Below are 20,191 nucleotides of genomic sequence, written 5' to 3' on the forward strand. Positions count from 1 at the left end.
GCCGAGGGCGGCCCCGGAGCGGGCCTGTGGTGGGCTCGTCGCGCGTCAATGGGGAGGAAGGCAGCCGTGGCTGCCCGGTACGCTGGGGTTGTTTCACGTGAAACGCGAAACAACTTCCCCGATCCGCGAAGGCTGGATGAACGACGATGCATCGGTACAGGTCCCACACCTGCGGCGAGCTCCGCTCCTCTGACGTCGGCACCGACGTCCGACTGAGTGGCTGGCTGCACAATCGGCGCGACCTGGGCGGCATCCTCTTCATCGATCTGCGCGATCACTACGGCATCACGCAGCTCGTCGCCCGTCCGGGCACCGAGGCCTACGAGGCGCTGGACAAGCTGACCAAGGAATCGACCGTTCGGGTCGACGGCCGGGTCGTCTCCCGCGGCGCCGAGAACATCAACCCCGACCTGCCCACCGGCGAGGTCGAGGTCGAGGTGGGCGAGGTGGAGCTGCTGGGCGCCGCCCAGCCGCTGCCCTTCACCATCAACACCGAGGACGGGGTCAACGAGGAGCGGCGCCTGGAGTACCGCTTCCTCGACCTGCGCCGCGAGCGCATGCACCGCAACATCATGCTGCGCACCTCGGTCATCTCCTCGATCCGCAGCAAGATGGTCGCTCTCGGCTTCAACGAGATGGCCACGCCCATCCTCACCGCCACCTCCCCCGAGGGCGCGCGGGACTTCGTGGTCCCCTCCCGGCTGCACGCGGGCCGCTTCTACGCCCTGCCGCAGGCGCCGCAGCAGTTCAAGCAGCTGCTGATGATCTCCGGCTTCGACCGGTACTTCCAGATCGCGCCCTGCTTCCGCGACGAGGACGCCCGCGCCGACCGCTCGCCGGGCGAGTTCTACCAGCTCGACGTCGAGATGAGCTTCGTCGAGCAGGAGGACGTCTTCCGCCCGATCGAGCAGCTGATGACGGAGCTGTTCACGGAGTTCGGCAACGGCCGTGAGGTCACCTCGCCCTTCCCGCGCATCCCGTTCCGCGAGGCGATGCTGAAGTACGGCTCCGACAAGCCGGACCTGCGCGCCCAGCTGGAGCTGGTCGACATCACCGACGTCTTCGAGGGCTCGGAGTTCAAGGCCTTCGCCGGCAAGCACGTGCGCGCGCTGCCCGTCCCGGACGTCTCGGCGCAGCCCCGCAAGTTCTTCGACCAGCTCGGCGACTACGCCGTCGCGCAGGGCGCCAAGGGCCTGGCCTGGGTCCGCGTCGGCGAGGACGGCAAGCTGTCCGGCCCGATCGCGAAGTTCCTCACCGAGGAGAACGTGGCGGAGCTGACCAAGCGGCTCTCCCTGGCCCCCGGACACGCGGTGTTCTTCGGCGCGGGCGAGTTCGACGAGGTCTCGAAGATCATGGGCGCGGTCCGGGTCGAGGCCGCCCGGCGCGCCGGGCACTTCGAGGAGAACGTCTTCCGGTTCTGCTGGATCGTGGACTTCCCGATGTACGAGAAGGACGAGGAGACGGGGAAGATCGACTTCTCCCACAACCCCTTCTCGATGCCGCAGGGCGGCATGGACGCCCTGGAGAACCAGGACCCGCTGGACATCCTGGCCTGGCAGTACGACATCGTCTGCAACGGCGTCGAGCTGTCCTCCGGCGCCATCCGGAACCACGAGCCGGAGATCATGCTCAAGGCCTTCGAGATCGCGGGCTACGACGCGGAGACCGTCGAGCGCGAGTTCGCCGGCATGCTGCGCGCGCTGCGCTTCGGCGCCCCGCCGCACGGTGGCATCGCCCCCGGCGTCGACCGCATCGTCATGCTGCTGGCCGACGAGCCCAACATCCGCGAGACCATCGCCTTCCCGCTCAACGGCAACGCCCAGGACCTGATGATGGGCGCCCCGAGCGAGCTGGACGAGACCCGGCTGAGGGAGCTGCACCTTTCGGTGCGCAAGCCGCAGCCGAAGTAGTCAGCCGACGGCACGCACAGGGGCCCGGCACCGGATCACTCTCCGGCGCCGGGCCCTTCGCCGTCGTCACCCCTGGCCCTGGCCCTCCTCCTGGTAGAGCGGCAGGTTCTGGGTCGAGATGGTCCAGTCGGCGATGGTGACGTCCTCGCCGTAGACGAAGTCCTTGCGGGTGGCGTAGCGGGGGCCGTCGGGGGTGGCGTGGATGTCGGTGAAAACGGCGCCCTCGCCCGTACGCGGGTCGAAGACCGCGTAGACGGGGATGCCGAGCAGGGGGTAGTCGCGCACCTTGCCCACCCAGTCGTTCCCCGGGTTGGAGCGGGAGACCACCTCGACGGCGGCGATGAGCGACCGGGGGTCGAAGGACCCCTCGATGTCCATGTCCTCCTCGGCGATCACCATCAGATCGGGCCGTCGCATGATGCCTTCGGGCTCGTCCTCCACGTCCGGCTCGCCGGTGTGCGCCACGATCTCTTCCGGCATCACCTTTTCCAGGCGCTTCCGGAGCCGCAGTGTGGTCAGCTCGTGCCGACCGCTGGGCGACATCATGTCGTGGACGATCCCTTCCTTGGTGATCTCGAACTTGCCGGGCAGCGTGTCGTCCGTGGACTCCACGAAGTCGCGCATGGCCCGGTAGAGGTGGGAAGCGCCCTGCTGCGCGTTGTCGGGTGCGATGGTCATGGCGCTCGCTCCTCGTCGTGTGTGCCCACGGGCTCGGGCAAGGATCGTCGAGTTCATGCTAGGCGTCCTCCGGGTGAGGGTGCCGGTGACCGGTTCGGCAGTCGCGGCAGCGGCCGGGATGCGCACTCCGGAAGGCTCGGTCGCAGCCGTCGCAGGTCTGGAGGGGGTGGCGGGACTCGGGAGCGGGTGAGGGCGCGGGCCGGAACGGCGGTGGAGGCGGCAGCTGGGCGGCCAGACGGTGGGCGAGGAGGGCGGCTGGGCGGATCAGGGGTTCGTCCGGCAGGTTCGTGGTCAGTGCGTGGCGTACGGCGGTGGGGCCGACCTCGCGCTCCAGCCAGGCGGCGACGCCCGGGGCCAGGTGTTCGGCGTCCGTGGCGGAGAGCAGGAGGCGGGGGTCGCGGCGGCGCAGGCCGGTGAGGACGTCGACGGCCGCATGGAGGAGGGCGGGGGCGGGACACGACGGTTGGGGCACGGCGGGGAGGCGCTTGCGTGTCGCGGGCTCGTCGGGGGCGGTGCGCCGCCGGGAGGGCCTGCGGGGGGCCTTCTCCCGGTCGGTGGTGCGGTGGCCGGGCCGGTTGCAGGAGACCGTGCGGGTGACGATCCGGCCGGTGGCGGTCCGCTCGCGGCTGCGGATCAGGTAGCCGTGCGCTTCCAGTTCGTTCAGGGCGGCGGCGATGCGGGTGGGGCCCTCCGGGAAGCGGGCGGCGAGCGTCTTGATGTCGACGGCGGTACCCGGCCGGACCGACTGGATGTAACAGGCCAGTCCGATCGCGAGCAGGGACAACTCCTGGTGCTGGGCCAGGTCGTTGCCGATCACCGTGAAGTTCTCGGTGTGGCGGACGTGGTCGTGGGTGACGCCGGCGAACGGCCTTCCCCCGGGCCCGTCGGGGTGGTTTTTGCGCGCGATACGGGACTGGACGCGCAGCGGCGCGCTAGGGTTTTCGGTATCCATCGGGAAGGCCTGTCTTCCTCGGTGGTCAGGCCCTCGCATTGGGATGCCAGTCCCGGCGGGGGCCGTCGCATGTCTGGGGTGGTCGAGTGCTGCTGGCGCTGAGCGTAGGGCACGCAACCGGGCGCATATCCAGCTCACTTGGGCATATTCACTCGCGGGAGTGACCCTGCCCGCCGGGAGGGAGGGGGTGGGGCTTGGTGGGGTGTTTTCTCTCCGGTGAGTGGTTCATAGGGGGCGCAGGTGCGACCGGAACCCGCTCCGTCGGGTCGCGGTGGTTGAGAGGTGGGACCCGGACGACGAGTGGGGCGTGGCGGTAGTCGCCACGGTGGGGCGGCAGCTGAAGCTGCGCCGGGAGGCCGTGGGGATGCGGGCCGGTGAGTTCGGCCAGGCAGTCGGTCTTCGATCGGGACCCTGCCCCGTAATCCACTTCAAGTACCGGGACGCGGGCCCACGCCTCGCGTTGCCGGCGGAGGCGTGGGCGGGGTTCGTGGCGTACACGGCCGGGAGCTGACGCCGGGCGCGGGGCTAGCGGGCCACGAACTGGGTCAGGATGGCCTGGACCTCGTAGATGTCGACGCCCTTGGTGAAGGTCTTCTGGATCGGCGCCTGGGAGCCGGAGAGCCAGATCTTCAGTTCGGCGTCGAGGTCGAAGTGGCCGGCCGTCTCCACCGCGAAGTGCGTGATGCTGCGGTACGGGATTGAGTGGTACTCGGTCTTCTTGCCGGTGATGCCCTGCTTGTCGATCAGGATCAGACGGCGGTCGGTGAACAGGATGGTGTCGCGGATCAGCAGGTAGGCCGCGTGGACCTGCTCGCCCTGGCCGAGCAGACGCGCATACTCCTGCTGCGCCTGGCCCGGGTCGATGCTGTGCGCGTTGCCGAACAGTGCCATGGTTGGTGTCCCCCCACGTGAGCTGGATCTTCGTACGATCTTCGCAAACGCGGAGGCCCGGGAGAAGCGTCCGCCTCTCCCGGGCCCGTGCTGTAGCGAGCGCGTTACGCGGTCGGCTTCTCCTCGAGACGGGGGAAGAGGACCGCGCCCTTGGTGACCGTGGCGCCGGCGGGGAGGCGGCCCCAGTCCGCCGCGTCCTGGACCCTCTGGTCGGCGAGGCCGCCGAGGGCCGCCTGAGCGCCGAGGGAGTCCCAGAGCTTCTGGGAGGTGTCCGGCATGATCGGGTTGAGCAGGACGGCTACGGCGCGGAGCGCTTCCGCGGCCGTGTAGAGGATCGTCGCCAGGCGGGCCTTGCCCTCCGGGCTGTCGTCCTTGGCGACCTTCCAGGGCTCCTGCTCGGTGATGTAGCCGTTGACCTGCTTGACGAAGTCGAAGACCGCCAGGATGCCGCCCTGGAAGTCCAGCTCCTCGCCGATGCGGCGGTCCGCCTCCGTGACCGCCTTCGCCAGGCCGTCGTGGATCGCCCGCTCCGCCTCGCCGTCGGCCGTCGACGCCGGCAGCTCGCCGCCGAAGTACTTGTTGACCATGGCCGCCACGCGGGAGGCGAGGTTGCCGTAGTCGTTGGCCAGCTCGCTGGTGTAGCGGGCGGAGAAGTCCTCCCAGGAGAAGCTGCCGTCCTGGCCGAACGCGATCGCGCGCAGGAAGTACCAGCGGTACGCGTCCACACCGAAGTGCGAGGTCAGGTCCTGCGGCTTGATGCCGGTCAGGTTGGACTTCGACATCTTCTCGCCGCCGACCATCAGCCAGCCGTTCGCCGCGACCTTGCCGGGCAGGGGCAGGCCCTGGGCCATCAGCATGGCCGGCCAGATGATCGCGTGGAAGCGGAGGATGTCCTTGCCGACCAGGTGGACGTCGGCGGGGAACGTCGACTCGAACTTCTCCGGGTTCTCGTTGTAGCCGACCGCCGTCGCGTAGTTCAGCAGGGCGTCGATCCACACGTAGATGACGTGCTTGTCGTCCCAGGGGACCGGCACGCCCCAGTCGAAGGTCGAGCGGGAGATGGAGAGGTCCTGCAGGCCCTGGCGGACGAAGTTCACGACCTCGTTGCGCGCGGACTCGGGCTGGATGAAGCCCGGGTTGGCCTCGTAGTGGGCGAGCAGCTTCTCGCTGTACTCGCTGAGCTTGAAGAAGTAGTTCTCCTCGCTGAGGATCTCCACCGGCTTCTTGTGGATCGGGCACAGCTTCTGGCCCGCGTACTCGCCCTCGCCGTCGAGCAGCTCGCCGGGGAGCTTGTACTCCTCGCAGCCCACGCAGTACGGGCCCTCGTAGCCGCCCTTGTAGATCTCGCCCTTGTCGTACAGGTCCTGCACGAACTCCTGGACGCGGTCGGTGTGCCGCTTCTGCGTGGTGCGGATGAAATCGTCGTTCGCGATGTCGAGGTGCTCCCACAGGGGCTTCCACGACTCCGTGACGAGCTTGTCGGCCCAGGCCTGCGGGGTGACCCCGTTCGCCTCGGCCGTGCGCATGATCTTCTGACCGTGCTCGTCCGTGCCGGTGAGGTACCACACCTTCTCGCCGCGCTGGCGGTGCCAGCGGGTGAGCACGTCGCCTGCGACGGTCGTATAGGCGTGGCCCAGGTGAGGAGCGTCGTTGACGTAGTAGATGGGGGTCGAGACGTAGTACGCCTTCGCTCCCTGCTTCTCGGTTCCAGTGGCCGCCATGGTCGAAATCCTACTGGGCCCGTGGAGATCGACTCACACGCGTTTCGGGGGGTGGACGGAGGGGTTCCTTCTCGTCCACCCCCCGGGGGGTCGTGCGTGCGGCCGCGGGGCCCGGTTACGGGCGCCAGGTGGACAGCACGCCCTCGTACAGCTCCTTGTCGGTCAGCTCCTTGGGGGTCTCGCCGGCCAGGAAGTGCGAGGCGTTGCCCGTCTTGAGCTTGCGGAGGTAGTCGAAGGCCTTGTTCTCCGGGTCACCGAAGGCGACGAAGGAGAAGTGCACGTTCGGGTGGTCCGCGGCCGCCTTGGTGAGGGCCTGGGTGGCGGGGGTCTTGGCGTCGGGGGCGCCGTCGGTCTGGAAGATCACCAGGGCGGGGGTGCCGGGTTCCGCTTGCTCGGTGTGGTGGGCGAGGACGGCCTCGACGGCGGCGTGGTAGCTGGTGCGGCCCATGCGGCCGAGCGCCGCGTGCAGCTCGTCGATCTTGTTCTCGTGGTCGGTGAGGGTGAGGTCGCCGGTGCCGTCCACTTCCGTGGAGAAGAACGTGACGTGCACCGTCGCCTCGGGGTCGAGGTGCGCCGCGAGGGCGAGGGTCTGCTCGGCGAGGGCCTGGGCGGAGCCGTCCTTGTAGTACGGGCGCATGGAGGCGGAGCGGTCGAGGACGAGGTGGACCTTGGCGCGGGCGCCGGTGAGGTTGTGCTTTTTGAGGGTGGCGCCGGCTGCCTTGTAGGCGGTGGTGAGGGCGGGGGCCTTGGAGCGGAGCCGGGGGGCGGGTGTGGCGGGTTTGGGCGCCTCGGCGTCTGCCTCCGGCGGGGTGGGGGGCTGTGACGCCTCGGCTTCGCCTTCGGCGTCCGTGTTCCCACCCGCACCACCCGTGCTGGATTCGTTGTCGGGTGCGGGTGGCCCCTGTGGGGTGTCCTCGCCGTCGGCGGCCGCGGGTTCCGGGGCGGCGGTCGGGCGGGCCGGGGCGTCCGGGGCCACGGCCGGTTCGGGCCCCTGCTCAGCCTTCGGCTCCGCCTCGGCTTCGGGCCCCGCCTCGGCTTCGGGCTCCTGCTCGGCCTTCGGCTCCGCCTCGGCTTCGGGCCCCGCCTCGGCCTCGGGTTCTGCGTTGGCTTTCGGCTCCTGCTCCGGCTCGGGCTCCACCTTGGCTTCGGCCTCAGCCTCGGGCTCGGCCTCGGGCTCGGTCTCGGGCTCCGTCTCAGCCTTGGGCTCGGTCTCAGCCTCGGTCTCGGTCTCGGGCTCCGTCTCAGCCTTGGGCTCCGTCTCAGCCTTGGGCTCGGTCTCGGTCTCGGGCTCCGTCTCAGCCTTGGGCTCGGTCTCAGCCTTGGGCTCCGCCTCAGCCTTGGGCTCGGCTTCGGGCTTCTGCTTCGGCTCGGGGGCCGTCTCGGTCACCGGGACCGTCTCCGCTTCCGGGGCCGTCTCGGCCAGCGGGGACGTCTCCGCTTCCGGGGCCGGAGTGGGCTCCGGGGACGGTGCGGGCTCCGGGGTCGGGTCGGTCGGTTCCGTGGGCTTCGGGACCGTGACGTTGGTGAAGGCGGCCTTGACGAGGTCGTGCTCGTCGGGGGTGGGTTCCGAGCGGGGCTCGGGGATGCGGGAGGCCTCCGGCTCGGCCGGCTCCTCGGGTGCGGTGGGCTGGGACGGGAGCTCCGGCTCCGGTGCGGTGACCGGGGGTGCCGTCTCCTGCGTCGCACCCTCCGCCTGTGCGGTCCGTTCCTTGCGTGAGCGGCCGAACGCGTTCCGCAGGAGAGTGAGAATGCCCATGTGCGCAACCCTTCGAGTGAGTTGGTGCCGTCAATCCCTGGCCAGGACGGACACGTAAGGTTAGCGGGCCCGGCTTGTGATCTTGTGCAGGGTCTGACATGCGGGCGGCGACGCGTCAAGGCCGGATCCGGACGCCGTGACAATTCCCCCGCGGATTCCGCGGGTTCACCCGCCGTTCACCGCGACGCCCGGTCCCCGCACGTATGTGCACCTACGGTCGCGCTGACACCAGGGCCTACAGGGATTCTCAAGGGGAGAACACAGTGCGCAAGCTCCTGCCGTTGATCGGAACGCCGTCCGTTTCGCATCCGGGCGGCCGGTCCGCGATGACCTGCCGTTTCCGGTGTGGTGACGCCTGCTTCCACGAGGTGCCGAACACCAGCGACAACGAGTACGTCGGCGACGTCATCGCCGGTGCGCTCAGCCGTCGTTCCATGATGCGTGCCGCCGCCGTCGTGACCGTCGCCGCGGCGGGAGCCGGAGCGGTGGGCGTGGCGGGGGCGCCCTCGGCCCAGGCAGCGCCCGCGGCCGGAAAGGGGCACGGGAAGCCGACCAAGGCGCAGGGAGCGCGGGGTCTGCGGTTCACGCCGGTCGCGCCCAACACCGCCGACGCCGTGACCGTTCCGGAGGGTTACCGGCAGGACGTCGTCATCCGTTGGGGTGAACCCATCCTGCGCGGGGCGCCCGCCTTCGACCCGGAGAAGCAGAGCGCCAAGGCACAGGCCGGGCAGTTCGGGTACAACAACGACTTCCTCGCGCTGCTGCCGCTGCGGGGCGAGCACGACCGCCAGCTCCTCGTCGCGAACCACGAGTACACCGACGAGGTGCTCATGTTCCGCGGTTACGACCCGGAGAACCCGACCCGTGAGCAGGTCGAGATCGCCTGGGCCGCGCACGGGCTGTCCGTCGTCGCCGTGGAGGAGGAGAAGAGGAGCGGGCGGCTCACGGCCGTGCCGCGGCACCGGCTGAACCGGCGGGTCACCGCCACCACCGAGTTCCGGCTGACCGGCCCGGCCGCCGGGTCCGACCTGGTGAAGACCTCCGCCGACCGCACCGGCCGCAAGGTGCTCGGCACGCTCAACAACTGCTCCGGCGGCACCACCCCGTGGGGCACCACGCTGCACGGCGAGGAGAACTTCAACCAGTACTTCGCCAACGCCTCCAGCGACACCGACAAGCGGTACGGGATCGGGACCGGCGCCACCGAGCGCAAGTGGGAGCGGTTCGACAAGCGGTTCGACGTCGCCCAGGAGCCGAACGAGGTGCACCGGTTCGGGTACGTCGTGGAGCTGGACCCGTACGACCCCGACTCCACCCCGCGCAAGCACACGCTGCTCGGGCGGTTCAAGCACGAGGCCGCGACCGTGCGGCTGACGCACGACGGGCGGCCGGTCGTCTACACCGGCGACGACGAGCGGTTCGACTACTTCTACAAGTTCGTCGGCAGCAAGCGGATGCGGCACGGCAACTCCCGCTGGGCGCGCGAGTACAACCTCTCGCTGCTCGACGAGGGGACGCTGTACGTCGCCAAGCTCGACGGTGACTCTCCGGCCATCGAGATCGACGGGTCGGGGACGCTGCCGCGCGACGGCGAGTTCGACGGGGGCGGCCGGTGGATTCCGCTGGTCACGGCCACGGAACGCGGTGCCGTCTCGCACGTCGAGGGGATGAGCGCCGAGGAGGTGTGCGTCTTCACGCGGCTCGCCGGGGACAAGGTCGGCGCCACCAAGATGGACCGGCCCGAGGACATCGAGCCGTCGCCGACCACCGGCAAGGTGTACGTCGCCCTCACCAACAACTCCAACCGGGGCAAGAGCGGCTACGCCGGCCCGGACGAGGCCAACCCGCGCAACTCCAACAAGCACGGCCACGTCCTGGAGCTGACCGAGCGCTGGAACCGGGCCGACGCCACCACCTTCGGCTGGTCGCTGTTCCTGGTCGCCGGTGACCCGGAGGACCCCGCGACGTACTTCGCGGGCTTCCCCAAGGACCGGGTCAGCCCGATCTCCTGCCCCGACAACGTCGCCTTCGACGACCACGGCAACCTGTGGATCTCCACCGACGGCAACGCGCTCGGCAGCCACGACGGGCTCTTCGGCGTCGCGACCAAGGGCGACCGGCGCGGTGAGCTGAAGCAGTTCCTGACCGTGCCGACCGGCGCGGAGACCTGCGGTCCGCTCGTCCAGGACCGGCGGGTGCTGGTCGCCGTGCAGCACCCGGGCGAGGTCGACGGCGCCTCCGTGGAGCAGCCGGCCAGCACCTGGCCCGACGGGCCCGGCAAGATCGTGCGCCCGGCGGTCGTGGCGGTGTGGCGCGCGGACGGCCGCGACATCGGCGTCTGAGCCGATCTGGGAGTCCCGGGGTCTACGACCTCGATGCGCCCCACGATGTGCCGGTTGAACTCCGCCAGCTCCTCCGCCGGGACCCACAGCTCCAGGATGGTCTCGCCGCCGGCCTGCCGTACCGGGTAGCGCGCCAGGAAGGCGGTGTCGACCTCGAAGCGGGTCACGTAGCCCGAGCCGGACGCGGGGACGTTCCAGTCGCGGGCGATGCGGACGGCGTAGTCCTCGTTGAGGACCGGGTAGAAGATCGGCTGCTCGGGCAGGCGTGCGGGCCAGGCGGTCCAGCCGGAGGCCTCGACGAGCGCCAGCTCCTCGGGGCCGGTGGGCCGCCAGAGGGTTGTGGTTCCGCGCCCGGTCCTGGCCCCGGTCGTGGCCCCGGTCCCGGTCTCTTTCTCGGTGCCGGTCATGGTCGGGGACGTTAGCCGCAGGAGGGCGGGGTCCGCCAAAGGGTTTCAGAGCCGGGTGCGGGTCGGGCGGGGCCCGGTGGGGCCGCTGGGTTCGGTGGGGGCGCTGGGCTTGGCGGACTCGGTGGCTGCGCCGGGGTCGGTGGTGGGGTCCGCGGGGGACCGGCGGCGCCTCGGGCGCCCGTACCGGCCGGTGAGCCAGGAGGTCAGGGCAACGGTGAGGCCGAGGGCGACCAGGAGCCAGGACGCGGTGCGCAGGGTCGCGGTGAGGGCGTCGTAGACGGCGCCGACGGCGCCCGGGGCGGGGCCGTCCACCGGGCCGGGCAGTTCGGCGACGGTGAGGCGGCGGCCGACCACCACGGCGAGGGCGAGCAGGCCTCCGCCGAGGGCGGTGCCGAGCCCGGCCGCCGTGACGGCACGGCGGCGGCGGGCGGCGACGGCGATGCCGGTGACCGCGAAGGCGACGGCCGCCAGCGGCAGCCAGAAGGCGGCGACGTCGAGCACGCGGTAGCCCTTCCTGAGCCGGTCCGCCTCGGCGGCCGGGAGCACGGTGACCGCGGTGTGCCGGACCGGGATGCGCCGGGCGAAGGGCACGTGGTCCTCGGCGAGCCGGTCCCGCACGCGTTCGGTGACGGGGGCCAGGTCGACGGTGACCGCGCGTCCGGCGGCGGCGTCGTCGCGCAGGGCGCGCAGCACGGCGGCGTGGACGGTGCGGTTGGCCGCGTCCCAGCCCTCGTGGAAGGCCTCGGTACGGGTGAACGACCGGGCCGCGTCCCGCACGAAGAGCCGCACGGTGCCGTTCACGGGGCCGGCCGTGGCCTCGTCCACGAGTCCCGCGAATCCGGCGCCCAGCCGGTCGGCGGCCGCGTCCCGCACGTCCGGGTCGTCGGCGAGCGGGGCCACGGCCGCGACGTACCGGCTGGTGTCGGCCGGTCCGTGCATCGCCCAGCCCGCCAGCGTGGCGCACGGTGCGAGCAGGCTGGCGAGGGCGATCAGGACGGCCGACAGGGCGCTCCGGGAGCGGGGGGACACCCTCCCAGGCAAACCCCCGGGCTCCTGCCGGGCGACCGGCGTGACTGCAGATGGCCCCCGGTCACGAGCCGGTCAGGTGGTCCGCGTACGCGAGGGGTTGCGGACCCGGGCGGCCCGTGCCTCCTCGGCGTCCTGGTGGGTGGCGTAGCGGTAGTACAGCCCGGCCGTCACCGCCGCCGCGAGCAGCAGGGACACCAGGATGCAGGTGAACATGGCCACGCCGCTGCCCGAGTACAGGAACCCCAGCGCGCTGCCCGCGAACGCCCCCCACAGCACCGCGTGGCCCGCGTGCGGCAGCCGCTCGGCGACCGCGCGGACCACGTACCACAGGAGCGCGAAGGCGAGCACCGTCATGAAGCCGAACAGCAGGTTCCAGCCGGTGACGGGGCCGCCGTGGCGGCGGATGGACGCGGCCCAGTAGCCGTAGACCAGGCCGATCGCCAGGGGCATCGCCCACTTCGCCAGCAGGTGGGTCCGCGCGCCGAAGACGTCGGGCGTCTTGTATCCGGACGCGCCCGTGCCCGTGCCCGTGCCCGGCCCCGCGCCGGTGCGGGCGCCGGTGGACGTTCCGCGTGTGGGTGCCGCGTGTGCCATGGGAGCACTCCTCTCGCCTCGCCCCGTCTGCCCCCGTCTACCAGGGCACACCTGGCTCCGCCCGCTGGCAAGTCAGGATGCGGGCGGGGCGGGCGCGTGTTTCGCTGAGGCCCGTGAGGGGTCGTGTCCGCAGGCCGGTGCGCGCCCGGTGGCGGCCGCTCGGCCGGCTCGTGCACGCCGCCGGCCGGGGGGACGCCGTGTCCCGGCACGAACTGCTCAGTGTGCGCGGGCGCACGGTGGCCTGGGTGTTCCCGCTGCTGCTGCTCATCGGCATCGCGGCGGGCGACATCACCACCGGCGCCTTCGAGATCATCTCCTGGACCGTGCTGGTGCCGGGCGTCGCCGCCGCGATCTGCGGGGTGTGGGGGACGGCCGTCCTCGCCGTGCTCGCGGTCGTGGTCTACGTCTGTGCCGACACCGTCTGGCAGCACCGCGACGAGACCGGGCTGCCGGGTCTGGTCCTCGTCGTCCTCGGCGGTCTCATCGCCGTCGTGGCCGCCGGGTACCGGGTCGCCGGCGAGCGGCGCATGCTGCACATGCGGGACATCGCCGACACCACCCGCCGCACCGTGCTGCGCCCGCTCCCGGTGGGCTTCGGCGGCCTCGACCACGCCGCCGTCTACCTCGCCGCGGACAGCGAGGCCCGCGTCGGCGGCGACTTCTACGACATCCAGCCCGGACCGCACGGCACCCGGGTCCTCGTCGGCGACGTGCAGGGCAAGGGGCTGGGCGCGGTGGAGACCGCCGCGGCGCTGCTCGGCACCTTCCGCGAGGCCGCCTACCACGAAGCGGACCTCGCCACGGTCGCCGAGCGCCTGGAGGTCCGCATGCTGCGCCACCGCGGGCACACCGCCGCCCTCGGCCGGGCCGACGGCGACCGGTTCGCCACCGCCGCGCTGATCGGGTTCTCCCCCGGTCTGCCGGACGCGGTGGACGCCGTCGTCTTCGGTCACGAGCCCCCGCTGGCGGTCGGCCCCCGCGGGGTGCGCGTGCTGCCGGTCGTGGGCGGGCTGCCGCTGGGCATGGCCGAACTGGCGCCCGCCGGACGGTCCGGGGCGACGCCGCCGGTGCACCGGCTGCACCTGGCCGCGGACGAGACGCTGCTGCTGTTCACCGACGGGGTGACCGAGGCCCGCGACCCCGGCGGGGTCTTCTACCGGCCCGCCGACGACATCGCCCGCGCGGTCGCCGCCGATCCGCGCAGCGCCGGGCCCGCGCGGCTGGTGGCCCTGGTACGGGACGGCACCCTGCGGCACTGCCGGGGGCGGCTGGCCGACGACACCACGGTCTTCGCGGTACGGCGGACACCGGGCGGTCCGCAGCCGCCCGCCGACGACTGAGTGCCCCGCTTTGCAGCCGCAGCGGTTACCGTGCTGCCGTACGTGATCGACAGGGGGAGGGGACATGCCCGGAACCGTGCTGCTGCTCGCGGCGTCGCCCGTGGGCCGTGGGTGCCTGGTGGACGCCGCCTCCGTGCTCCCCGTGCTCGCGGCCGTGCCGCCCGCCGTGCTCTCCGGCACGGACACGGCGAACGTCGTCGAACTCGCCGACCCGCTGGAGCCGCAGGCGGTGCTCACCCGGCTGCGGGCCGCGGCGGCGGCCCCCGGACCGCTGACCGTCTACGTGGCCGGGCAGCTCCAGCTGGACCGGCGCCAGCGGCTGCCGCACCTGGCGCTGGCCCGCACGACGCCGTCGACCGTCCGCTACACCGCGCTGCCCTGGCACTGGATCCGCGAGGAGCTGCGGCTGCGGCCGAGCGGCGCGACGACCCTGCTGCTCGATCTGCACGCCGACCAGGAGACCTGGCAGTGGCTGCGGACCCGGCCGCTCGACTCCGGGCGCAACAACGCCGTTTACGGTCGCATCGCGCCGCCGCCCGCACGGCGGACGGTGGCCGTCCCGGCGTACATGCGGGGCGTCGCGACGATCCTGCGCAGCGGGCACCGGCCGCCGCCGGACGAACTGCACCAGCAGGCGCTGGCCCGGGCGGCGGCCGACGGCGCGGGCGGCGGTGCGGCGGGCGGGCAGGACCTGGTGCTGACGGCGCCGGGGCCGGTGGCGGGCGATCCGCACGCCGTCATCGCCGCGGCCGTGCGGTCCGGGCGGCACGGGGACGCCGACGCGCTCGCCGCCCGGCACGAGCGGGCCGCGGCCCACGCCCACGGGCCCGCCTCCGAGGACGCGCTGCACTGGACCGAGGTCCGGGCCGACCTGGCGATGTTCGCGGGGGACCCGGTGCGCAGCTGCCGGACCTGGCTGACGGTGGCCGAGGCCCGGCTCGGCGCCGGGCAGGACCCGCAGGCGCCCGCCGTGGAGGCGGCCGTCGACCGGGCCCACCACCAGTGGGGGCGGATCGGCGACGCCGGACGGGCCCGCGAACTGGGCGCGGCCCTCGCCGCGCTGCGCGGCCGCGTACCGGGCCGCCGCGAGGGCGCCCTGGACCACGTCCAGCGCGAACTGAGCCGCCTCCAGACCCAGGCCTGAGCACGCACGCTCCCGGGGGCGGCGGCCGGGCCCCTCCCGCATGAGCGCGGTCGAGCGTGTCCTAGCCGCCCGACGAGGCCAGGTCGTCCGCGGGCGGTGCGACGTCGTGGACCGGAGCCGGGACCGAGGGCCGGGCCGAGTCGGTGGGGCCCGCGTTCGCGGCCAGCAGCAGGCAGGCCACGGCGGCGAGGGCGGCGGCGACGGCTCTGGCGTAACGTTCGGCGATGCGGGGGCGTACGGGCACGGTGTCCTCTGCGGGATCAGCGGATGTGTCAAGCACGGTTAAGCGCGCTTAATACGCGGTTTAACCTAGAGCCGTCCGAGCCGAACGGCAAGAGCCTCATGGGGAGTTGGCAGTGGGGGACCGTGACGACCGAAACGCCATCGGACGCCGGGTGCAGCGGCTGCGGGCCGAGCGCGGGATGACCCAGCGCCAGCTCGCGGAACCGGCGTACACCCCCGCCTACATCTCCACCCTGGAGGCCGGCCGCGTCCGCCCCTCCGACGAGGCGCTGCGGCACCTCGCCGACCGGCTCGGCGTCGGCTACGAGGAGCTGGCCACCGGACGCCCCGCCCGCCTCGCCACCGACCTGCGGCTCAGGCTCACCGAGGCGCAGCGCACGCTCGCCGCCGAGGGCGCCGAGCAGGCGGCCGGCCAGTACGCGGAGCTGCTCGCCGAGGCCGAGGCGTACGAGCTGCCCGAGGAGCGGGCCGCCGCGCTGCTCGGGCTCGGGGAGTGCGCCGTGGAGACCGGCGAACTGGCCGCCGGACGGCAGTACTTCGAGCGGGCCGAGCAGTGCCTCACCGATGCCGGCGCCCCGCTGCCCGCCCGGGTCCCCGCGCTGCGCGGACGGGCGCTGGCCCACTACCTCGCCGGTGAACTGCGGTACGCCGTCTACCTGCTGGAGTCCACCCTCGACGAGCTGAACCGCGGCGGACTGCACGACCCCGACGCGCTGCTGCTGCTCTACGCCAGCGCGATCGGCCCCTACATGGACATGGGCGCCCACGCGCGCGCCGCCCAGGCCGCCGAACTCGCCCTCTCCCTGGCGCCGAGCGCCGGGGACCCCGCCCTGGTGGCCCGCATGCACCGCTCCGTCGCCCGCACCCTGCTCGCCGAGGGCCGCCTCGCCGACGCCGACGCCTCGCTGGCCAAGGCGGCCGAGCTGTACCGCACCCTGCAACTGCGCACCGAGCTGGCCAACTGCCACTGGATGCGCGGCTACGTCTGCGCCCAGAACGGCGAACTCCCGCGTGCCGAGGCGGAGATGCGCGAGGCGCTGGGCATGCTCTCGGCCACCCGTGCCGCCCTCTACAGCAGCCAGGTCGCCGTCGAGCTGGCCGACGTGCTGCACCGGCGCGGCAAGTCCGAGGAGGCCGCCGAGCTGCTGCACGGGGTCCTCGACGACCTCTCCTCGGAGCGCGGCGCCGTGCACTCCGCGGGCGCGCACCGGCTGCTCGGCATCATCGCCGAGGACGCCCGGGACACCGAGGCCGCCGAGGAGCACTACGTCCGTGCGCTGAGCCTGCTGGAGCGGGCCGGCGCCGCCGGTGACCTGGCCGACCTGTGCCGGCTCCTCGGCGACCTGCTGCGCCGCACCGGCCGGGTGGAGGCGGCCCTGGACGCGTACCGCACCGGCCTCGGGCACCGCACCGCGCCCGGCACCACCACCCTGGGGCCGGCCCCCGCCCAGCCGCCGCTCTAGCCCGGCCGCCGCTCCAGCCAGGCGTCCCTCAGACCTGGACCCGGCCCTGTCGCCGCGCCTCGGTCAGGCGTTCGGTTCCCGCCTCGACGGCGGTGCGGGTGGCGTCGTCGGGCGGTTCGCCGAGGGTGCCGTTGGTGAGGCTGATGGCGTCGTCGCCGATACGGACGGCGACCAGGTCCACGGTGAGGACCTGGTCCCCGGTGTCCGCCCGGGTGTCCCGCCCGGTGTCCGTCGCGTCGTCCGGCGGTGCCTCGCCCACCGTCACCCGCAGGCCCCCGCGGGCGTCCCCCGCCTCCGGCAGGGGCAGGCCGGTGACCCGGACGTCCCGGACGGCGCCGTGTCCGGCCCGGGCGGTGAAGTGCCCGCACGCGTCCGGCAGCGTCCCGAGCCAGGCCAGCGTCCGGTCGAGGTCGGCGGCGCGGTAGGAGGTGACCCGGTAGTGCAGCTGGGCGCCGCCGTCCGCGTCGTCCAGGGCGGCCGTGGCCCGGGGTGCGGTGGCGGCGTCCGTGCCGAAGAGGTCCTCGGTGTAGAGGACGTCCAGCAGCCGTCGGCAGTCGGGCCGTCCGGCGGTGGCCTTGAGCAGCTCGTCGCGCCAGGTCGCGGCGCCCCGCGTCGGCTCCCACGCCTCCCCGAGGTCTGCCGCCGTGATGAGGGCCGCCCGCGCCTGGCCCCGGGTGAGCGCGGGCGGCAGGGCGGGTGACGGATGCGCGGCCGGGGACCGCACGGTCGGCGGTACCGGGCCGGCCGGCCGGCCCGTCCCCCGCCCGCCGCCGGCGCAGGCGGTCGCCGTCAGCGCCAGCACCGCCGCGAGCGCGGCGCCGAGCAGCGTACGGGCGGCGGGGACGGACGACGGACGGTCGGCGGGGGCGTGCTGCATCGGTGCCTCCTGGAGGGCCGGTGCGACCGGCGCCGTTCCGGATCGGTCACCCCTCCACGGCACCACCGTCCCCGCCCCGCCACCAGCGTGCGCGGCCGTCCGGGTGAGGGCGCCGGGCGGCCGCGGACATCCGGTTACCGGCTACAGGCCCAGCCACACGGTCGTGTCCGGACCCAGTCGGCCGTCCTCCAGGGGCGCGCTGGTCAGCAGCACCTCACCGGCCGGCAGGTCCACGGTCCGGCCGGAGAGGTTGGTGACACAGCGCCAGCTGTCCGAGCGGTCGAACCGCAGCACCCCCGCCGGGACGTCGTCCGACCAGGTCAGCTCCTCGCCGTCGAGCAGCTTGCGGCGCAGGCGCAGGGCCGTGCGGTACAGCTCCAGCGTCGAGCCCGCCACCCCGTCCTGGGCCTGGACGGCGTAGGCCGCGAAGCCGGGCGGCTGCGGCAGCCACGCCGCGCCCGCGCCGAAGCCGTACGAGGGTCCCCCCGTGGTCCACGGCAGCGGCACCCGGCAGCCGTCGCGGCCCTTGCGGACGTGGCCGGTCTGCTCCCAGATCGGGTCCTGGAGGACCTCGGTGGGCAGGTCGGCCACCTCGGGCAGGCCCAGTTCCTCGCCCTGGTAGAGGTAGGCCGAGCCGGGCAGCGCCAGCATCAGCAGCGTCGCCGCGCGGGCCCGGCGCAGTCCGGCCGCCGGGTCGACGGCGGGGGCGTGGCCGCCGGACAGCAGCCAGGCGTCGGTGTCCGTGTCCGGCGGCAGGACCAGCCGGGTGGCGTGCCGGACGACGTCGTGGTTGGACAGCACCCAGGTCGCCGAGGCGCCGGCGGCCCGCGCGTCGGCCAGCGAGGAGGTGATGACCTCGCGCAGCTCGGCCGCGTCCCAGCCGGTCTGCAGGTACTCGAAGTTGAAGGCCTGGCCGAGTTCGTCCGGGCGGGCGTACAGCACCCGCCGGGGGCCCGGGACCCAGGCCTCGGCGACGGCCGTGCGGGGCGGGGTGTAGGCGTCGAGGATCTTGCGCCAGTCGCGGTAGACCTCGTGGACCTCGTCGCGGTCGTAGAACGGGTGGGTGCCCGGCGCGAACTGGGCGAGGGCCGCCTCGCCGCTCAGCTCGGGGGCGCCGAGGTCGCGCAGCGGCTCGGTCAGGTCCTTGACCAGCGCGTGTGCGACGTCCACGCGGAAGCCGTCGACGCCGCGGTCGCACCAGAACTTCAGCGTGGTGCGGAAGTCGGCGCGGACCTGTTCGTTCTCCCAGTTCAGGTCGGGCTGCTGGGGTGCGAACAGGTGCAGGTACCACTGCCCGTCGGGCACCCGCTGCCAGGCGCTGCCGCCGAAGACGGACTGCCAGTCGGTGGGCGGGAGTTCACCGTGCGCGCCGCGGCCGTCGCGGAAGACGTACCGGTCGCGGGCGGCGGAACCGGGGCCGGTGGCCAGCGCCTCCCGGAACCAGGCGTGGCGGTGCGAGGTGTGGTTGGGCACCAGGTCGACGATCACCTTCAGGCCCAGCCGGTGGGCCTCGGCGGCCATGGCGTCGAAGTCGTCCAGTGTGCCCAGGCGCGGGTCGACGTCGCGGTAGTCGTCGACGTCGTAGCCGCCGTCGGCCAGCTCGGACGGGTAGAAGGGGCTCAGCCACAGGGCGTCCACGCCGAGGGCGGCCAGGTGGGTCAGCCGCTGGGTGACGCCGCGCAGGTCGCCGAGCCCGTCGCCGTCGGCGTCGGCGTAGCTGCGGGGGTAGACCTGGTAGATGACGGCCTGCCGCCACCAGTTGGGGTCCTTGGACGACAGGTCGGGGGTGCTTGCGGTGCTGCGTACGGTCACGCGGCCTCCTTCGAGATGCCGAGTCGGTACGTGCGGGCGACACGAACTGATCTGGTACGTCTGTCCAGATCACCCGAAAAGCGAACCCGCGCGCCCGCGACGCGCCGGGGGCTACGCCTCCGTGCGCTCGACCGTGCCGAGGTACAGCTCCACGTACCGGGCCACGTCCACGTCCAGGGCCACGTCGACCAGGGGCTGTTCGCGCATGCCCTCGTGCAGCTCGGACTCGCCGACCCGCAGCCGGCGGTCGACGAGGGTCTGGCCGCGGGCCGGACCGGGGGCCAGGGACACCTCGACGGGCAGCCGGTGCGTGGTCAGGCCCGCCGGGTCGATCACCGCGCAGACCGCGCCCGCGTCGCCGAGCCCGCCGCCGGGGTCCGTCGCGTCGGTGGCCGGACCGCGGTGGGCGAGCAGGTCCCCGGCGAGCCGGGTGCCGGGCTCGGTGCTCGCGCGCAGCCGCCGTACGTCCGGGCCGGGCACGATCACCCGCTCGAACACGTCGAGGCCGTACATCGTGATCGGCACCCCGGCGGTGAGCAGGATCGCGGCGGCCTCCGGGTCGTGCCACACGTTGAACTCGGCGACCGGCGTGGCGTTCCCGGTGGCCACCGCGCCGCCCATGAACACGATCCGCTCGATGTTGCCGGTGACCTCCGGGTGGGTGCGCAGCAGCAGCGCGATGTTGGTCAGCGGCGCGGTGGGGATCAGGGTGACCGGGCGCGGGGCGGCCAGGATCTCCCGGCGCAGCAGCGTCACCGCGTCCACGTCGGCGGGCGTGCGGGTGGGTGCGGGCAGCCCGAGGTCGCCCATGCCGTCGGCCCCGTGCACGTGCCGCGCGGTGCGCACACCCTCGATCAGCGGCCGCTCGGCACCCCGGGCGACCGGGATGTCCGGCGCCCCGGCCCGCTCCAGCACCGTCAGCGTGTTGCGTACGACCCCGGCCACGTCGGTGTTCCCGGCCACGCAGGTCACCGCGCGCAGGTCCAGGCGGGGGTGGCGGACCGCCAGCAGCAGGGCCAGGGCGTCGTCGAT

At 73.2% G+C, this 20,191-nt stretch carries 16 protein-coding genes and 2 pseudogenes; 6 read left to right on the plus strand and 12 right to left on the minus strand.

What is annotated here, in order from left to right:
• Nucleotides 1-146 precede the first annotated feature (146 nt).
• Nucleotides 147-1,910: an aspartate--tRNA ligase gene (gene aspS / locus K7854_RS04715; RefSeq protein WP_226025063.1), complete on the plus strand. Its 1,764-nt coding sequence runs from the start codon at nt 147-149 to the stop codon at nt 1,908-1,910.
• A gap of 66 nt (nt 1,911-1,976) precedes the next feature.
• Here aspS and K7854_RS04720 read toward each other — a convergent pair whose 3' ends face one another.
• Both K7854_RS04720 and K7854_RS04725 read right to left on the minus strand, forming a co-directional pair.
• The gene (locus K7854_RS04720) at nt 1,977-2,588 is read right to left on the minus strand and encodes a Uma2 family endonuclease (protein ID WP_226025064.1); all 612 of its coding nucleotides are present in this window, start codon (nt 2,586-2,588) and stop codon (nt 1,977-1,979) included.
• A 58-nt stretch (nt 2,589-2,646) separates the two neighbouring features.
• Nucleotides 2,647-3,540, minus strand: a complete 894-nt coding sequence (locus K7854_RS04725; protein ID WP_226025065.1) for a helix-turn-helix domain-containing protein — start codon at nt 3,538-3,540, stop codon at nt 2,647-2,649.
• A 271-nt stretch (nt 3,541-3,811) separates the two neighbouring features.
• Between K7854_RS04725 and K7854_RS04730 the strand changes: the two are divergent.
• Nucleotides 3,812-3,937 (plus strand): annotated as a pseudogene (locus K7854_RS04730) (transcriptional regulator); the annotation flags it as partial.
• A gap of 128 nt (nt 3,938-4,065) precedes the next feature.
• On the opposite strand, the gene K7854_RS04735 reads toward K7854_RS04730, so the two are convergent.
• From K7854_RS04735 to K7854_RS04745, 3 genes are all read right to left on the minus strand, one after another.
• Nucleotides 4,066-4,431, minus strand: a complete 366-nt coding sequence (locus tag K7854_RS04735; protein WP_226025066.1) for a PH domain-containing protein — start codon at nt 4,429-4,431, stop codon at nt 4,066-4,068.
• Between the two features lie 104 nt (nt 4,432-4,535).
• On the minus strand, nt 4,536-6,152 hold the full coding sequence (metG, locus tag K7854_RS04740; protein WP_226025067.1) for a methionine--tRNA ligase: 1,617 nt from the start codon (nt 6,150-6,152) through the stop codon (nt 4,536-4,538).
• Between the two features lie 115 nt (nt 6,153-6,267).
• Nucleotides 6,268-7,908 carry a VWA domain-containing protein gene (locus tag K7854_RS04745; protein WP_226025068.1) on the minus strand — a complete coding sequence of 547 codons (1,641 nt, stop codon included), beginning with the start codon at nt 7,906-7,908 and terminating at the stop codon, nt 6,268-6,270.
• Nucleotides 7,909-8,171: 263 nt separating this feature from the next.
• Here K7854_RS04745 and K7854_RS04750 point away from each other — a divergent pair, with 263 nt between their 5' ends.
• Complete coding sequence (locus K7854_RS04750; RefSeq protein ID WP_226025069.1) at nt 8,172-10,250, plus strand: PhoX family protein; 2,079 nt, start codon at nt 8,172-8,174, stop codon at nt 10,248-10,250.
• A gap of 23 nt (nt 10,251-10,273) precedes the next feature.
• On the opposite strand, the pseudogene K7854_RS04755 reads toward K7854_RS04750, so the two are convergent.
• The 3 genes and pseudogenes from K7854_RS04755 to K7854_RS04765 all read right to left on the minus strand — a co-directional run.
• Nucleotides 10,274-10,657: pseudogene (locus K7854_RS04755) on the minus strand (ADP-ribosylation/crystallin J1); the annotation flags it as partial.
• Nucleotides 10,658-10,702: 45 nt separating this feature from the next.
• On the minus strand, nt 10,703-11,686 hold the full coding sequence (locus tag K7854_RS04760) for a hypothetical protein (RefSeq protein ID WP_226025070.1): 984 nt from the start codon (nt 11,684-11,686) through the stop codon (nt 10,703-10,705).
• A 72-nt stretch (nt 11,687-11,758) separates the two neighbouring features.
• On the minus strand, nt 11,759-12,280 hold the full coding sequence (locus K7854_RS04765) for a hypothetical protein (RefSeq protein ID WP_226025071.1): 522 nt from the start codon (nt 12,278-12,280) through the stop codon (nt 11,759-11,761).
• Nucleotides 12,281-12,357: 77 nt separating this feature from the next.
• Here K7854_RS04765 and K7854_RS04770 point away from each other — a divergent pair, with 77 nt between their 5' ends.
• Both K7854_RS04770 and K7854_RS04775 read left to right on the plus strand, forming a co-directional pair.
• Nucleotides 12,358-13,620, plus strand: coding sequence for a PP2C family protein-serine/threonine phosphatase (locus K7854_RS04770; RefSeq protein ID WP_226025072.1), 1,263 nt, complete (start codon nt 12,358-12,360; stop codon nt 13,618-13,620).
• Between the two features lie 64 nt (nt 13,621-13,684).
• Complete coding sequence (locus tag K7854_RS04775; RefSeq protein WP_226025073.1) at nt 13,685-14,764, plus strand: hypothetical protein; 1,080 nt, start codon at nt 13,685-13,687, stop codon at nt 14,762-14,764.
• Between the two features lie 61 nt (nt 14,765-14,825).
• On the opposite strand, the gene K7854_RS04780 is transcribed toward K7854_RS04775, so the two are convergent.
• The gene (locus K7854_RS04780; RefSeq protein ID WP_226025074.1) at nt 14,826-15,008 is read right to left on the minus strand and encodes a hypothetical protein; all 183 of its coding nucleotides are present in this window, start codon (nt 15,006-15,008) and stop codon (nt 14,826-14,828) included.
• A 112-nt stretch (nt 15,009-15,120) separates the two neighbouring features.
• Between K7854_RS04780 and K7854_RS04785 the strand changes: the two genes are divergently transcribed.
• A complete protein-coding gene (locus tag K7854_RS04785; RefSeq protein WP_226025075.1) occupies nt 15,121-16,470 on the plus strand; it encodes a helix-turn-helix domain-containing protein in 1,350 nt (449 codons plus the stop codon).
• Nucleotides 16,471-16,498: 28 nt separating this feature from the next.
• Here K7854_RS04785 and K7854_RS04790 read toward each other — a convergent pair whose 3' ends face one another.
• The 3 genes from K7854_RS04790 to K7854_RS04800 all read right to left on the minus strand — a co-directional run.
• Nucleotides 16,499-17,347 (minus strand): hypothetical protein, encoded by an 849-nt coding sequence (locus K7854_RS04790; RefSeq protein ID WP_226025076.1) that lies wholly within the window; start codon nt 17,345-17,347, stop codon nt 16,499-16,501.
• Between the two features lie 141 nt (nt 17,348-17,488).
• On the minus strand, nt 17,489-19,159 hold the full coding sequence (locus tag K7854_RS04795) for a glycoside hydrolase family 13 protein (protein ID WP_226025077.1): 1,671 nt from the start codon (nt 19,157-19,159) through the stop codon (nt 17,489-17,491).
• Nucleotides 19,160-19,270: 111 nt separating this feature from the next.
• A partial coding sequence (locus K7854_RS04800) for a nucleoside hydrolase (RefSeq protein ID WP_226025078.1) occupies nt 19,271-20,191 on the minus strand: 921 nt, incomplete at its 5' end.

Origin of the sequence: Streptomyces hyderabadensis (genome assembly GCF_020404845.1) — a bacterium.
GTDB lineage: Bacteria > Actinomycetota > Actinomycetes > Streptomycetales > Streptomycetaceae > Streptomyces > Streptomyces hyderabadensis.